Annotated in this window: 19 protein-coding genes; 4 read left to right on the top strand and 15 right to left on the bottom strand. The window is 45.1% G+C overall.

The features are described from left to right. Positions 1 to 3: 3 nt before the first annotated feature. From FOT42_RS02095 to FOT42_RS02085, 3 genes are all read left to right on the top strand, one after another. Positions 4 to 762, top strand: a complete 759-nt coding sequence (locus FOT42_RS02095; protein WP_151888913.1) for a universal stress protein — start codon at positions 4 to 6, stop codon at positions 760 to 762. A gap of 183 nt (positions 763 to 945) precedes the next feature. Further along, on the top strand, positions 946 to 1,458 hold the full coding sequence (locus FOT42_RS02090; protein WP_151888912.1) for a hypothetical protein: 513 nt from the start codon (positions 946 to 948) through the stop codon (positions 1,456 to 1,458). A gap of 57 nt (positions 1,459 to 1,515) precedes the next feature. After that, positions 1,516 to 2,346 carry a hypothetical protein gene (locus FOT42_RS02085; RefSeq protein WP_151888911.1) on the top strand — a complete coding sequence of 277 codons (831 nt, stop codon included), beginning with the start codon at positions 1,516 to 1,518 and terminating at the stop codon, positions 2,344 to 2,346. 43 nt (positions 2,347 to 2,389) lie between these two features. Here FOT42_RS02085 and FOT42_RS02080 read toward each other — a convergent pair whose 3' ends face one another. Then, positions 2,390 to 2,596, bottom strand: a complete 207-nt coding sequence (locus FOT42_RS02080) for a helix-turn-helix transcriptional regulator (RefSeq protein ID WP_151888910.1) — start codon at positions 2,594 to 2,596, stop codon at positions 2,390 to 2,392. A 200-nt stretch (positions 2,597 to 2,796) separates the two neighbouring features. On the opposite strand from FOT42_RS02080, the gene FOT42_RS02075 reads away from it, so the two are divergent. Continuing rightward, positions 2,797 to 3,039 carry a hypothetical protein gene (locus FOT42_RS02075; RefSeq protein ID WP_151888909.1) on the top strand — a complete coding sequence of 81 codons (243 nt, stop codon included), beginning with the start codon at positions 2,797 to 2,799 and terminating at the stop codon, positions 3,037 to 3,039. Positions 3,040 to 3,099: 60 nt separating this feature from the next. On the opposite strand, the gene FOT42_RS02070 is transcribed toward FOT42_RS02075, so the two are convergent. The 14 genes from FOT42_RS02070 to FOT42_RS02005 all read right to left on the bottom strand — a co-directional run bounded on the left by FOT42_RS02070 (position 3,100) and on the right by FOT42_RS02005 (position 13,255). Further along, the gene (locus tag FOT42_RS02070) at positions 3,100 to 3,528 is read right to left on the bottom strand and encodes an FKBP-type peptidyl-prolyl cis-trans isomerase (RefSeq protein WP_151888908.1); all 429 of its coding nucleotides are present in this window, start codon (positions 3,526 to 3,528) and stop codon (positions 3,100 to 3,102) included. 155 nt (positions 3,529 to 3,683) lie between these two features. Further along, positions 3,684 to 4,286 (bottom strand): YkgJ family cysteine cluster protein, encoded by a 603-nt coding sequence (locus tag FOT42_RS02065; protein WP_151888907.1) that lies wholly within the window; start codon positions 4,284 to 4,286, stop codon positions 3,684 to 3,686. Positions 4,287 to 4,417: 131 nt separating this feature from the next. Next, positions 4,418 to 6,430: a M13 family metallopeptidase gene (locus tag FOT42_RS02060; RefSeq protein WP_151888906.1), complete on the bottom strand. Its 2,013-nt coding sequence runs from the start codon at positions 6,428 to 6,430 to the stop codon at positions 4,418 to 4,420. Between the two features lie 50 nt (positions 6,431 to 6,480). Beyond that, positions 6,481 to 7,758: an aminotransferase class V-fold PLP-dependent enzyme gene (locus tag FOT42_RS02055; RefSeq protein WP_151888905.1), complete on the bottom strand. Its 1,278-nt coding sequence runs from the start codon at positions 7,756 to 7,758 to the stop codon at positions 6,481 to 6,483. Positions 7,759 to 7,819: 61 nt separating this feature from the next. Continuing rightward, on the bottom strand, positions 7,820 to 8,443 hold the full coding sequence (locus FOT42_RS02050; protein WP_151888904.1) for a YdeI/OmpD-associated family protein: 624 nt from the start codon (positions 8,441 to 8,443) through the stop codon (positions 7,820 to 7,822). Further along, positions 8,440 to 8,793 (bottom strand): VOC family protein, encoded by a 354-nt coding sequence (locus FOT42_RS02045; protein ID WP_151888903.1) that lies wholly within the window; start codon positions 8,791 to 8,793, stop codon positions 8,440 to 8,442. The genes FOT42_RS02050 and FOT42_RS02045 overlap by 4 nt, the downstream gene beginning before the upstream one ends. Positions 8,794 to 8,814: 21 nt before the next feature. Beyond that, complete coding sequence (locus tag FOT42_RS02040) at positions 8,815 to 9,396, bottom strand: YdeI/OmpD-associated family protein (RefSeq protein ID WP_151888902.1); 582 nt, start codon at positions 9,394 to 9,396, stop codon at positions 8,815 to 8,817. Positions 9,397 to 9,400: 4 nt separating this feature from the next. Next, positions 9,401 to 9,889: a hypothetical protein gene (locus tag FOT42_RS02035; RefSeq protein ID WP_151888901.1), complete on the bottom strand. Its 489-nt coding sequence runs from the start codon at positions 9,887 to 9,889 to the stop codon at positions 9,401 to 9,403. Positions 9,890 to 9,937: 48 nt separating this feature from the next. Beyond that, on the bottom strand, positions 9,938 to 10,315 hold the full coding sequence (locus FOT42_RS02030; RefSeq protein ID WP_151888900.1) for a DoxX family protein: 378 nt from the start codon (positions 10,313 to 10,315) through the stop codon (positions 9,938 to 9,940). A gap of 92 nt (positions 10,316 to 10,407) precedes the next feature. Beyond that, a complete protein-coding gene (locus FOT42_RS02025; RefSeq protein ID WP_151888899.1) occupies positions 10,408 to 10,872 on the bottom strand; it encodes an SRPBCC domain-containing protein in 465 nt (154 codons plus the stop codon). Between the two features lie 2 nt (positions 10,873 to 10,874). Further along, positions 10,875 to 11,198, bottom strand: coding sequence for an ArsR/SmtB family transcription factor (locus FOT42_RS02020; protein WP_151888898.1), 324 nt, complete (start codon positions 11,196 to 11,198; stop codon positions 10,875 to 10,877). A gap of 83 nt (positions 11,199 to 11,281) precedes the next feature. After that, positions 11,282 to 12,163, bottom strand: a complete 882-nt coding sequence (locus FOT42_RS02015) for a helix-turn-helix domain-containing protein (protein WP_151888897.1) — start codon at positions 12,161 to 12,163, stop codon at positions 11,282 to 11,284. A 157-nt stretch (positions 12,164 to 12,320) separates the two neighbouring features. After that, a complete protein-coding gene (locus tag FOT42_RS02010; RefSeq protein ID WP_226789771.1) occupies positions 12,321 to 12,737 on the bottom strand; it encodes a nuclear transport factor 2 family protein in 417 nt (138 codons plus the stop codon). A gap of 59 nt (positions 12,738 to 12,796) precedes the next feature. Next, positions 12,797 to 13,255, bottom strand: a complete 459-nt coding sequence (locus FOT42_RS02005) for a YHS domain-containing (seleno)protein (protein ID WP_151888896.1) — start codon at positions 13,253 to 13,255, stop codon at positions 12,797 to 12,799. Positions 13,256 to 13,280: the final 25 nt, after the last annotated feature.

Raw genomic sequence — 13,280 nt, 5'->3', positions numbered from 1 at the left:
GTCATGGAGGCCCAAAACACCCCGGATTACCGTGTTTCCGTTTTATTGGAGCTGTCGGACAACCCAGAGCTCGTGCTGTACAATGCGGTGCAACTCACAAAGCGGCTGGGCGGCACTTTGGAGGTTTTCCATGTGAAATCCGCGGGGCAGAGCACAACGGATGCGCTTGCGGAGATCGAAACACTGATTGCGCAGCAGCAAAAGCATGGGGAACGGCTACCCATTGGCCACAGACTGGAATATGGCAATGTGAAGCACCGCATCCGGGATTATCTGGCCCTGGTGAAGCCCGATGTGCTGGTGATGGGCAAGCGGCGGAACAGAATGGGCATCTTGGGGGAGAGCATCACCGAATTTGTGATCGACCAGACGAATGCCACCAACATCTTTGTTTTTGGCGAAGGCCAACGGTTGGGCTCGTTTGATGAGCTGCATTTGGGGGTATTTGGCCGAAACCTGAACGAAAAGGGAAAATCCATTATTATGGAGCTGAAGAGGGACAGCCTGAGCGCAGTGCGTTTGTTTGACATTAATCCGCAGACCGGGGAAACGGAAAAACCGGCATATCCGTGGCAACGGACCATTCCGTATGTGTTTACGCAAAGTGCGACGGCCTTGGATGCGCTGATCAGTTATGTGAACCGGACGCAGACGGAACTGCTCTGCATGCCCAAGGGACCAAGCCGAACTTTTGCATTCCAAAGGAATGCGGTGCGGGAAGTGCTGCACAAAGCCAAGATCCCGTTGATGATTTTAGCGTAGCGGATAGGAAGTAATAGTGGGTTTGCTGATTTACTATTTTACATAATGTGGATTATAGAACAAATATGTGGTGTACCAAATTGCGTATAGCTGTGCTATTTGATATAAAATCAGTGTAGCTTAAAATCCGTTATGGTTTGATGCTTGCTAATTTTTCCTACATTGATGTTCAATACAATCAATATGAAACTAAGCCAAAATATCATTTATGATTCCAAAGGGGTTCAGGAATCTAACTTTGAATTCCACACCAAACAGTTGGAGATTGTGAGTCTTAATTTAGATGATTTTAATTCAAGATTAAAATCAAACATAAAATTAAACTATAATCATAAATTGAATGTATTTTTATTAGAATCAGATAATGAACAGTATGGTGGTGTTTTTGTTAGGCATATTGCTCATTGTTTAGCTTTTTATAATGATGACAATTGGGTTGAAGACTCTTTCATTATAAGAGATTTATATAATATTAGAAACACAATGATTAACTTGTTTTACCATATAAAATATGATGTAGACCATTTCAAGCAAGATGATAGTTTGAATTCTGAACTTAGACTTTTTATCGGCCGTTTTGATAATGAATACTGCCCATTGGGCATTTTATCTCCAAATGGCTCTCAATATTATAAACAAGAAGTTCAAAAAATAGTTGATGAACTAAAATCTGTTTTACATTTTTTAGACAAATAAATGTAATTGTGAAGTAAAACTTTTTTTTGATGCTTACTATTAACCACTAAGTTTGATATGGCAGAAAAGCCTGAACATGTTATTTTATATGGATTAACGGGTGTTTTGTTGATTTATGTGATATTGATTGGTGTTACCGCATTAGGTGGGGCTTACCATATGCCATTTTGGACTTTTGGTGTTTTACTTTTTATTTCCTTTTTAGCTTTGGCAATCCGTTTTAGGTCTAGATACAAAGAACTTCCCATCTTCTTAGGGGTATTATTTTTTTTGATTTGGGTTTACCCAACTTTGGCTTATTTTTTATATCTCAAAAATGAGAAGAATTATGAAATTAGTGAGTCCTTTTTAGAAAATGAAAAAGTATATATTGAGGATAATATTAAAAATGAAATACCTCTAAATGATTTGAGAAGGATAAAGAATTATTTAGAATCTACACCATTTATAGATACTCTAAAGTTTATTGAAATTCCAGAAAGATATGATTTTGATAATACGCCATCAGGATTAACTGATAAAAGGGTATTCGTAATCTCAAAAAATGATTCTTTCAAAACTGAAATTTTTTACCGAAAGGTTGATCCTGCTATTGAAAAATTTTCAATTTTGAATAGCATGGATAGAAAAATTGAAGATTTACAGAGACTTATTGAATTTAAAGAAGAGAATACTTTTGATATACCGTATTCAGAATTTTGGGTTGAGGCCTTTATGGGATTTAAATATGGGGATATTAAACCCGCAAGAAACATACCTAAAATTTTAAATGCACTACCTCTTATATGTTATCTGCTTTTAGGGACAATTCTTGTAAAATATTCTCTTGAAAGTAACGAAGAGCAAAAAAATAAGGGCAAAAAAAAGAAGAAAAATAAGGGCTATTAAAAAATTACCCTTCATTGAAATCACCTTTTATCACAAAAATTAATCATCCTTTTGTAGACACCAAAAGCTCCCTAATATCCACATCCAAAATTTCAGCAATCTTCTTTAGATCTTTTAAATGCGGCTGGGATTTGTTATTACAAATTGAAGTAATTGTATTTGGATTTCGGTCAAGTTTAACCGCCAATTCCTTTTGGCTCATTCCTTTAATAACGAGCACTTCTTTTATCCTATTTATTCGCTCAGACATAGCCTAAAACTAGGCATAATCAATGTTTGAGGCAATATTGGGATTTTCAGATTCTTTATGAAAACTATATAAATATTGTTTTAAACTATATTTGTATATAATAAAACAATGATTTTAATTTTCAGATTTATAAATAAAACCTATATTTATATTGTTATAATCTGTATTTATATTCCAAATACACATAGAATTGTCCCAAAATGAGCTTACGGCCCAATGACCTACTCCCCCTCCTCTCCTACTTTGAAGAATGCCATGAAGGAGATCTGCTTTCCTTTACGCAATGGTTGGACAAGGCCATTTATATGTTCCATTACCTTCCTGCGGATGCTTTTTCAGCAACGGAGCGCCAAAATGTCTGTCATGTGCTTATGGAACTCAAAGGGGCGGTGATGGACATTCATGTGGCACAGCAGGCAAAATGTTTTCCCCTTAGGCCATAGGCCAAAAAAAACGCCCCGTCGTGGTGACAGGGCGCCTTTGTTGTATATGTAATTGCTACGTTACAGTATCGCAACCACCTCAAGGTCAAATACCAGGTCTTGGCCCGCCAACGGATGGTTGGCATCCAGGATAATATCATTTTCTTCCACTTTGGCAACACGGAACTGCTGCTGTTGTCCCTCGGCATTGGCACCCACCAAGCCCATGCCCACTTCGGGCTTCAGGTCGTCCGGCAACTGCGATTTGGAGATTTTCTGAAAAAGCTGCTCGTTCACCTCGCCATACGCTTCCTCCTTGTCTATGGTGATGGTCTTCTTTTCGTTCACGGCCATGTCTATCAGTCCTTTTTCAAATCCAGGGATAAGTTGACCCTGCCCCAAGGCGACTTCCAATGGTTCCCTTTCCAATGAACTGTCAAAAACCTGTCCGTTGGTCAGTTTGCCCGTGTAATGCACCTTCACAGTGTCGTTTTCCTTTACTTTGCTCATAATATTTGTTTATAGATTTAAAATCAAATCGTTGCAAATATATAGGGTACAAAATGGTTCAAAGAACGAGATGGGCATTGCTTTTGCCAAAAGCGCAACTTTTAAGAAAATTTTTAGGAATGGACCGGCCTATGATGGAACAAAGCACCATATACCTAAACGCACCACTTCCCTGCATCGGGAATGGGCCTGTAGGTGTAGTATTGCAAGACTTCTTCTAGGGCCATTTTCAACGCCTTGTTCACGGGCATCATTTTGTTGCCCAATAGGTGGTCTATCTGTTTCAGTTGCATGTAGTAATCCGTGAAAACGGGGACGTACAGCCCTTGGGCAATGGCCTCGGAAACGGAGCGGTACTGCTCGGCCTGGCCTTCTTTTATGATCTTGCAGGTGGCCAAGCGCAGGCTGCCATATTTGTCGCGGGTGGCCGCAAAACCGAACAAACGGCAGATGAGCCCCCGATACGGGTAGGTGCCACAATGGCCCTGGTTCACCACGGAGAGCGGCGCGAACAAAAAACAGGTAGGGTTTTGGTTTCCGCCCAAGGCGTCCAAAGTGGTCTCCGCCTCGCCCTTCAGAAAAAGATGGAAGGCCCAAGGTAAAAACTCCAAGGGAGAGGCCTCTATATGGGGGTAGTTACAACATTTGCCACAGCCTGAAACACAGCCCAAACCAGACTTTTGCTGAAACTGGGCGGTTTCCTTTTCCAATTGCCCGAATAGCTCCTCGACCCTTCGGACCTTCTGCTCTAACGTCACAGATTTTTCGCCGAAGGTATATCTAATTTGGACACGCGGGCCAAAATTCTTTTGGAAAAATCAGGCTTGCTGAAATACCTTTGATTTAATTTATAATCAACTGAAAAACAATTTATTAGATTGTATCTTCTCTACCAAATCTTGATGCGTTCTTCCTCGGGTTTGAAGTTTTTGTCCTCTGGTTGGAGGTCAAACGTTTCGTAGAAGGGCGTAAAGTTCATCAACGGACCGTTCACCCGCCAAATGGCCGGGGAATGGGAATTGGTGTTCACATAATTGCGCATGAACTCATCCCTCACCTTTACCCTCCAAATACGGGCTATGGACATGAAGAAACGTTCATCGGGCGTGTATCCCCCAATTCGGGTGGTGTCCTGCCCCTGTTCGGTCATTTTGAAGGCGTCGTAGGCAATGGCAATGCCTCCGTTGTCCGCAGTGTTCTCCCCAATGGTCATGGCCCCTTTCACGTGCACAGTGTCCAGAACGGTAAAGGTGCTGTAACGGTCTATGAGCTGTTGGGTCTTCGCCTTGAATTTTTGCAGGTCGTCCTTCGTCCACCAGTTTTTCAGGTTCCCGTCCTTGTCGTATTGGGAGCCGTTGTCATCAAAGGCATGGGTGAGCTCGTGCCCGATCACCATCCCGATGCCGCCATAGTTCACCGCATCGTCCGCTTCTTTGTCAAAATAGGGAAATTGGAGTATCCCGGCAGGAAACACGATCTCGTTGTGCGATGCCCGGTAATAGGCCGTCACCGTTGAGGGCGTGGTGCCCCAATCCTCTTTGTTGGGGGCCTTGTTCAGGTCTTTGGTGGCATACTCGTAGGCATTTTTGCGCAATGCCACCACATTCTCGAAATAGTTGTCCCGTTCCATGGTCACATCATATTCCCTCCAAACATCGGGGTAGCCAATCTTTTTGGTGATGGCATACAGTTTTTCCTTGGCCTTGGCCTTGGTGCTGTCGCTCATCCAGTCCAACTGTGACATCCGGTTCTCAAAGGCTTTTTGAAGGTTGTCCACTAGATCGGATACCCTTTTCTTGTCCTCTTCGTCAAAATAGCGCTTTACGTAGAGTTGTCCCAAGGCAAAACCGAGCATGCGGTCCACCTGTTGCACCATCAACTGGGCACGGGGCTGTTGTTCCGACTGTCCCAGCAGTATTTTGTTGTACTCAAAAACCGCCATTTCAAAGGGCGTGCTCAGAAAACCTGCATAATTGTCCAGGGTGTGGGCCTTGAGATAGGTTTTCCAATCCTCCAGAGAAACAGAGGAGAGCATTTTGTCCAGTTGGTCATAATAAGCGGGTTGCTGTACATTCAGGGAATCAGCTTCCATTTGGAGTTGTTCCAACATAGTTGCCCAATGGATGTTCGGGTTGCTCTTGGTGAGGTCCGCCACGGAAAGTTTGTGGTAATTCGCCTGAATATCCCTTCGTTCGACACGGGTCTTGTGGACCTCGGCCAACTGTTTTTCGATGGCATATACCGTTTCCGCCTTTTCGGCCCCATTTTCTTGATTTGTAAGCTCGAACAGGGTGGCCAGATATTTTTGATAGGCCTTTTGGATGCCCACGGTGGACGAATCCGTTTCGAAGTAATAGTCCCGATCAGGAAGTCCGAGTCCCGATTGTCCGGCATGGAGGATGTTCACACTGCTGTTCTTGTTGTCCGGCCCTACCCTGAGGCCGATGAACGAATTGTTGCCGGATTGCATCTCGCTGGTCACAAAATGCATGAGGGCCTTGGTGTCCGCAATCCCATCAATTTTTTCAAGGATGGGTTTTATGGGCTCATATCCCCTTTTGTTGATCTGCGCCGTGTCCATGCCCGAAGCATAGAAATCGCCCACCTTCTGCTCTACCGTTCCCGCTTCATGTTCCGTGGCGGAAACTTCTTCCAAGATATTTTGAAGCAATTGCTTTTGGGGAATGTTCAAAAAACTATAGGACCCCACCCCTACCTGGTCCTCGGCGATTTGGATGGAATCGTACCAGATCTTGTTCACGCGCATAAAGAAATCATCGCCCGGTCTGATGGATTCTGTGATTCCGGTATAGGCTATTTTGGGGGATTCGGTCGGCTTTACTTCTTTTTTACAGGAAGCCAGGAGCAAGACGAAAAGTACAGTTAGAGAGAGGTTTTTCATGTGATCGTAGAATATATAAACAATGGTATTTTCAAATTTCTAAATTAATGTTATCCCAGACTTCCCACCACTTCCAAAGCCCTGTTTATTTCTTCTTTTGAATTGTAGATGTGCACGGAATGGCGGATCATCTTGTCCCCCACCGATCGGGGTTGCAATTTTTCGCGTTCCCACATGGTTTTTTGGAGCTCTGGCCCTGACATGCCTTCCACCCCATAGGTGGTGATTCCGGCTGCCAATTCTTCATTGGTGGATGAAAAGATAGTTACGTGTTTCATTTGTTTCAGGCCATCCCGAAGGTGCATGCCCAATTCCTTGATCCTCCCGATCCAAACATCGTGGCCAATGGTGTTGAAGAAATCCACAGCGGCGTCATAGCCTGCCATGAGCCCGGCATTGCCCGTTCCGTTCTGCATCAACCGGAATCCGGGGTCTTCTTGGTTGTCCCAGTTGTAGCTGGCAATGGTGGACCAGATAGTGCCCACCACATCTTTATTGATATACAACAAACCGCTACCGGCCGGGGCCAACAGCCATTTGTGCAGACTGGAATAATAGGCATCACAGCCAATGTCCTTCACGTCCACCTTCACATGGCCCACACACTGCGCACCGTCCAGAACGGTAAAAATGCCCCGTTTTCTGGCCTCGGCACAGACTTCCTTGACCGGCATCACGGTCCCGAACCCAGAAATGATATGCGGTATGGCGATGACCTTGGTCTTTGGGGTCACTTCCTTAAAGATGGCGTCAAAAATGGCCTGGGGGTCGTTGGCGGGTTCTGGCATAGTGGCCTGCTTGTACATACAGCCTTTGCGTTTGGCCAAGAGTTGCCATGCCCCAAAACCTCCTCCGTGTTCCTGATTCGTGTTCAAAAGCTCGTCCCCTTTTTTCAGGTCGAGGCCCATGCCCACGTAGTTCATCCCAAAAGTGGCATTTTGGACCAACGAAATCTCCTTGAAATCACAATTGATGATCTTGGACAACTTGGTCCGCAGTTCCTCATAGGGAAAGTATCCGGTCAGCAGTTCTGGTCCCGAACCGTTCTTGTAGTCCACGGTCGCGGCCTCCACGTTCCAGTGCATCATATGGTCGAACATTTTGTCCAATACATAGCCAGGAGTTGGGCCCATGGTGCCATTGTTGAAATAGGTCTGCCCCTCTTTCAATGGAAATTGCTTTCGGACCATTTTCCAATAGGCCTCATCCGTGGGAGCGGCATTTTTGAGGGGTGCAAGGGACCAATTTTTTTGGGGATCAAAGGACAGCAAGGGCATGGACATCATGGCCATGGCACCTTGTTTCAAAAATTTTCTACGCTGTTCCATATCGGTTTGGGTTGGCCCTCCTAATGTAAGGAATATTGGAGACAAAACCCTAGCCAGTAGGTTATCTATCGTGGAACCCCAAACCCTTCATGATCTTGGGGATGTATTTTTCGATGCGGTCTTCCCGGGTCTTTGATTGTTTCGCTCCGGAAAAATAGAGCAGATATCCTTTTTGTCTCCCAGGGGTAAGGTTTTCAAAGGCTTCCTTCAGTTCGGGGTCTTCCTCCAATCGCTGTTGGAACTCTTCGGGGATTTCGTAGTCCGAAATCGACTTTAGTTGCACCTTCAAACCTGCTTTTTTCACTTCAATGGCCTCAAAGATGTAACTTTTCAACACGGATTCCAGCTTGGTGATCTGCGCCACATCGGTAAACCGGACCACCCTGCCCGATTGGGTGTTCTTCCCTGGTTTTTCCAAAATCTGATGGTCGTCCTTCAGCAGGGCCCCTTTAAAAAAACTCAGGGTGCAATTGTCCTTAAAAGCGGCCACCATGACCAAGTTGGTTCCGTTATGGGTATAGGTGGGCACACCCCACTTCTGTTCTTCGGTAAGTCCGCACTCCAGCACCAGCCTCCGCAGGTATTTCAACTCCGCTGTCCAACTGTGGACCTTGCATTCCGGAGTACCGCCCAAAGGGCAGCGGCCACAACCTTCGAGTAGATAAACATCGATTTCGGGGTTCATAAATGCGTCAATAGATTGATGGTGGCACCGTTCGGGTCTTTTACAAAAAACCGCCGCACGCCCCAATTTTCATTTCGGATGTCATAAACCACCTTATGGCCAAATTCTTTTGCCCGTTCGTACATTTTGTCCACATCGGGCAGTTCTATGGAAAGGAAAACGGATGCGTTATCCAGGTTTTTGCCCTCTTCGTTTTGAAAAATGTTGATTTGGGCCGTTGGGTTCTCCTTCGAGGCGAACGTTACGATCCACCCTAGGTCCATGGCCATATCCATTCCCAAAAAATCGATATAGAACGATTTGCTCGCTGCTAGGTCATCGGAATAGATATTGGGGACAATTCTTCGCATGGTTTAGGGTGTGGTCACGGTTTACATTTCATTATATCCTTTTCCCTCAAAAATGTTGGGAACGGATTTCTCGATCCTTGATATGCGGGTCTTGGATTGTTTGGCCTGGGAAATATGGAGCATATACCCGCGTTGGCGTCCCGGTGTCAAGGCTTCAAAGGCAGTTTTGAATTCTTCGTCACTATCCAGTTTTACCTGAAGCTCTTCCGGCATGTCAAACTCGGAGGTTTTCTTCATTTTCACTTCCAGGCCAGCTTTTTCCACTTCAATGGCTTCGTGGATATAGGCTCTCAACACTTTTTCCAGGTCCAGGATTTCCTTTACATCGGTGAACCTGATCTGGCGGGCCGATTGTACATTCTTGGTCTGTTGGATGAGTATGTCCTCGGTGTCCTTCAGCAGAACTCCTTTGTGGAACAGGAGCGCGCAGTATTCCTTAAAACCGTGGATCAAAACAATGTTGCTGCCCTGAAAGGTATAGCAGGGCACGCCCCATTTCAGTTCCTCGGCAAGGCCTGTGTCCAGAACAATTTTACGCAACTGTCGATAGGCATCTTGCCATTGGGAGGGCTTTTCAAAGAAAAAATCGACTTTTGGGTTCATGTCTCTACTTTTTTTGCTTCAACATTTTGATGGTGTTGAGTACTTCTTTTCGGTTTTTTTGGGCGGTCATCCATTTTGGGAGTATGGCTCCCAAGCTTCTAAAATGGTTGTGCGTGGCATCCCGATACCTTAATTCGGCCCCTATATGATTCTCCATATATTCCAAATGCTCGTAATTATAGGCCCATACAATCCCTTTGGATGTTTCTTTTTGTAGCCATAAGGGAAGATGGAAGTAAGGGTCTATGTTTTTTCCAAGGATTACGTCCTCAATTTCATGCACAAGACCGCTTCGTTCTGAAACATATTTTTCTTTGGGGACATCCACATAGTATTTGTTCGCTCCACAAAAGGTACAACTCATTTTGGTGTCTTTTTCATGGGTGTTTTTCAAACGGACAATAGCTTTATTTCCACAATTCGGGCAAACGACCAAGATATTGTCCAAAAACTCATCAGTGGTCTTGTCATACGCATTGAACCTCTTCTTCATACTGTTTTTAAAAATTAACATTGATCTTGAGGTTGACGCTTGTTGATATTATATTAGGGCAACTTTTCTGTTGATTGGTCTAAAATACCAAGAAATTATGGACAATGCCAATAACAGGGTGGGGCCGAAAAGATCAACTGCAGGGTCCCCGACGGCCAGATGGGACGCTATCGCCCCTATCATGGTGAAGACAAACCCAGCGTATGCCCATTCCTTGAGCAAGGGGAACTTGGGGATCAATACAGCCACTACGCCCAAAAGTTTCCAGATTCCGATTATGGTCAGAAAGTAGATGGGATAGCCCAAATGGTCCATCATGGCCGTTTCCTCTTCCATGCCCATTAGTTGCACAATGCCAGTGGAAGCCATTCCCAAGGCCAACCAAACCGTGGCCACCCAATAGATGATTTTGTTTCTTTTTGTCATGATATGTTGTATTGATTTTGTGATTGTACTCCCTTTTCCCTTCATTTCGACTGCGCTCAATGTGACAGGAAAAACATTCTGATTTTAGGATGTCATCTTATATTGTGCATTATCTCTTGCAAGCGGTCGTGCGCCATGTTGATGCCCTGTGCAAAGGGCAATTTGAGCATGCGGTCCCGGTCCTCCACCGATTTTTGGACCATATGGATGGTGAGCTTGCTCGTGGTCTCGGTCAGGGCCACAAATTCCAAAAACTCCAATTGCACGGGAAACTGCCCGTTTTCCATTTCAAAGGTGCGGATGATCTTTTGGTTGGGCACAAATTCGTGTATGGTCCCGTTGAACCGGTGTTTGTTGCCCATGGGGTCGGTGGTTTCGAACTGATAGCTGCCATGTCTGCGGTTTTCGAGTTTCAGGACTTGGGTGCCCATCCATTGCGACACAATTTCCGGGTCTTCGTAGGCCCTGAAAAGGGATTCCAACGGCAGCTCAAATTCCCGGGTGATCCAGATTTCCTGTTTTCCATCTTCCGCGTGGACCTTTGTTTTTCGTTCCATTGTTATTTTTTAGGGGGTTGTTTTTTCATGATGGCCTCCAAGGTGTTGAACCTGTCGTCCCACATATCACGGAAGGGCGCGATAAAATCGGCTATTTCCTTCATTTTGATGGGGTTGAAGTGGTAATGGATCTCCCTCCCCTGCTGTTCCTGGGTCAGTAGTTCACACTCGGTGAGGATCTGTATGTGTTTGGAGATCGTTTGCCGGGACGAATCAAATTCAGCGGCTATGGCCCCCGGTGTCATGGCGTTCAGGGCCACCATGGCAATAATGGCCCGCCGGGTGGGGTCGGCAATGGCCTGAAATACATCTCTACGCAATTCCATTTATGCAGCTATTTGACTGCAAATATACGTGCAGTTATTTGACTGCGCAAAAAAATCACAAAAAACTTTAAGCGGCTTAAGAATCAAGCCATGGCCCTTGCAAAACCCACAGTATCACGATACACCTTGGGTGAAATATCTGCATTGTTCTTAAAAAAACGGCTGAAATAGTGTTCATCATCATACCCAAGATCAAAAGCGATCTCCTTCACGGATTTGTTGGTGAGGTACAGTTCCCGCTTGGCTTCAATAATGATACGTTCAGAGATGAGATTGGTCATGGTCTTGTTGAAGTGGTTCTTGGTAATCTTGGCCAAAGCTTTGGGACTGATGTTCAATAGATCCGCATACTCCCCTGCCGAATGCTTGGTTTTAAAGTGCGTTTCAATAAGGTCCTTCAGGTTTTGGATGATGAACGGCTCTTTTTCATCTGGAGCGTCTTTTAGGGATTCCGGTTGTTGTTTGGCCTTGGCCCGTGATGCAATGATCAGGAATATTTTCAGGTAGGACACCAACAATTCATATTGGGCCAACTCCGCTTTTTGTACTTCGGTACGCATCTGTTCCAGCACCATTTCAAAATTGCTGCGGATGTCATCGTCCACACAAAAATAGGGGGGTCTGTAAATATTGTTGAACAGCACCCCATTGCAGGCCACTTGCTCTTGGTGTTTATGGATACAGAAAAAATCAGGATGAAAATGCAGCACCACACCCTCTATTTTTTCCTTTTCCATTAGGCTGAAGGGTTGGTAGGGAGTTATGGCAAATAGCGTATCCGCCGTAAAATCAAACTCCGTAAAATCTATTTTAGCAGTACCACTCCCCTTTTTAACCCAGATCAGGGAATAATAATTGAGTCGTTGTAGCGAACAGAACTGGCAATCGTCCTCAAAACTGGAAAGTTTAAACGCAAGGTTTCCGGTCTGTTCGTTGATGAGTGTGTTGGTGTTGAATACGTCCATTTTTTGATTTTGTGAATTGAATATGTCACTTCGAGCTGTCATCCTGAGCGCAGGCGAAGGAGCTATCGGGAAGTCATTAATCCCAACAGCTCAAAAATGAGGTCTCGACTGCGCCTGTCTGCTGACAAAGGCAGGCTCAACCTGACACATTGATTTATTAAAGTCGTCTTTCGGCTTCGGTTATCTGCAAGTCGTTGATGCTGGCGTAACGTTTTTGCATAAGGCCGTGCTCGTTGAACTCCCAATTCTCATTTCCATAGGCGCGGAACCAAGCTCCTTCGGCATTTTGGTATTCGTATTCAAAACGAACCGCTATTCTATTGTCGGTAAAGGCCCATAGTTCCTTTCGTAATTTATAGTTTTTTTCCTTTTTCCACTTGTCGGACAAAAAAGCGACCACTTCTTCCCTACCGTTCACAAATTGGGAGCGGTTGCGCCACTCCGTGTCCACGGTATAGGCTTTGGATACTTTTTCGGGGTCTTGGCTGTTCCAGGCATCTTCGGCCAACTGTACTTTTTCTCGGGCCGTTTCCTCGGTAAAGGGAGGTAGCGGAAATTTCTGTTCTATTGCCATTGTGTTGGTTTTTAAGATGAAAAATGGGCAAGCTGAAACTTCAACCTGCCCTTAACAAATTATTTGCTGTTTTTGACCTTTGGCCAATTGGCGTGGGCCGCCTTCTTCAATTCGGAAGTTCGTGCACTCCAATCGGGTAAGGTGTTAAAAGGCTCCCCATTGAAATCGCCATTGAAAAACAGATAGAGTTTACCGTCGATCACATCAAAGGTTTCTGGGTTAATGGGAAACTTGGCCTGCTTTTCACCCACACCCCAGGCACAATACCCGTCAAACTGGGGCAGGTACATGCTGGGCGATTGGGCAAATTTGGCCCTGTTGGCCTTGCTGGCAAAGTAATAGGTTGCCCCATCATGCTTGGCGGCATAGGTTTTGTTGCCCTGTTTGGCCGCGCCAGAGAAATAGGATACCACATCATACCCGCCAATGGCTACGCCATCCTTGCCAACGGGATCAACTTGGGCTTGTGCGACAATTCCCCACACCAGGGCCATTGCCAATAGAAATAATTGTTTCATTGTTTTCATGATTTTGGATTGGACT

Source organism: Flagellimonas hadalis (genome assembly GCF_007785775.2).
Lineage (GTDB): Bacteria > Bacteroidota > Bacteroidia > Flavobacteriales > Flavobacteriaceae > Flagellimonas > Flagellimonas hadalis.
Note: the sequence above shows the minus strand (reverse complement) of the source record. Positions and strands in the feature narration are given on the sequence as shown.

Coding starts and splice junctions, on each gene's coding strand:
- FOT42_RS02095 (WP_151888913.1), top strand. CDS start 4: ATGGAGGCCCAAAACACCCCGGATTACCGTGTTTCCGTTTTATTGGAG.
- FOT42_RS02090 (WP_151888912.1), top strand. CDS start 946: ATGAAACTAAGCCAAAATATCATTTATGATTCCAAAGGGGTTCAGGAA.
- FOT42_RS02085 (WP_151888911.1), top strand. CDS start 1,516: ATGGCAGAAAAGCCTGAACATGTTATTTTATATGGATTAACGGGTGTT.
- FOT42_RS02080 (WP_151888910.1), bottom strand. CDS start 2,596: ATGTCTGAGCGAATAAATAGGATAAAAGAAGTGCTCGTTATTAAAGGA.
- FOT42_RS02075 (WP_151888909.1), top strand. CDS start 2,797: ATGAGCTTACGGCCCAATGACCTACTCCCCCTCCTCTCCTACTTTGAA.
- FOT42_RS02070 (WP_151888908.1), bottom strand. CDS start 3,528: ATGAGCAAAGTAAAGGAAAACGACACTGTGAAGGTGCATTACACGGGC.
- FOT42_RS02060 (WP_151888906.1), bottom strand. CDS start 6,430: ATGAAAAACCTCTCTCTAACTGTACTTTTCGTCTTGCTCCTGGCTTCC.
- FOT42_RS02055 (WP_151888905.1), bottom strand. CDS start 7,758: ATGGAACAGCGTAGAAAATTTTTGAAACAAGGTGCCATGGCCATGATG.
- FOT42_RS02050 (WP_151888904.1), bottom strand. CDS start 8,443: ATGAACCCCGAAATCGATGTTTATCTACTCGAAGGTTGTGGCCGCTGC.
- FOT42_RS02045 (WP_151888903.1), bottom strand. CDS start 8,793: ATGCGAAGAATTGTCCCCAATATCTATTCCGATGACCTAGCAGCGAGC.
- FOT42_RS02040 (WP_151888902.1), bottom strand. CDS start 9,396: ATGAACCCAAAAGTCGATTTTTTCTTTGAAAAGCCCTCCCAATGGCAA.
- FOT42_RS02035 (WP_151888901.1), bottom strand. CDS start 9,889: ATGAAGAAGAGGTTCAATGCGTATGACAAGACCACTGATGAGTTTTTG.
- FOT42_RS02030 (WP_151888900.1), bottom strand. CDS start 10,315: ATGACAAAAAGAAACAAAATCATCTATTGGGTGGCCACGGTTTGGTTG.
- FOT42_RS02025 (WP_151888899.1), bottom strand. CDS start 10,872: ATGGAACGAAAAACAAAGGTCCACGCGGAAGATGGAAAACAGGAAATC.
- FOT42_RS02020 (WP_151888898.1), bottom strand. CDS start 11,198: ATGGAATTGCGTAGAGATGTATTTCAGGCCATTGCCGACCCCACCCGG.
- FOT42_RS02015 (WP_151888897.1), bottom strand. CDS start 12,163: ATGGACGTATTCAACACCAACACACTCATCAACGAACAGACCGGAAAC.
- FOT42_RS02010 (WP_226789771.1), bottom strand. CDS start 12,737: ATGGCAATAGAACAGAAATTTCCGCTACCTCCCTTTACCGAGGAAACG.
- FOT42_RS02005 (WP_151888896.1), bottom strand. CDS start 13,255: ATGAAACAATTATTTCTATTGGCAATGGCCCTGGTGTGGGGAATTGTC.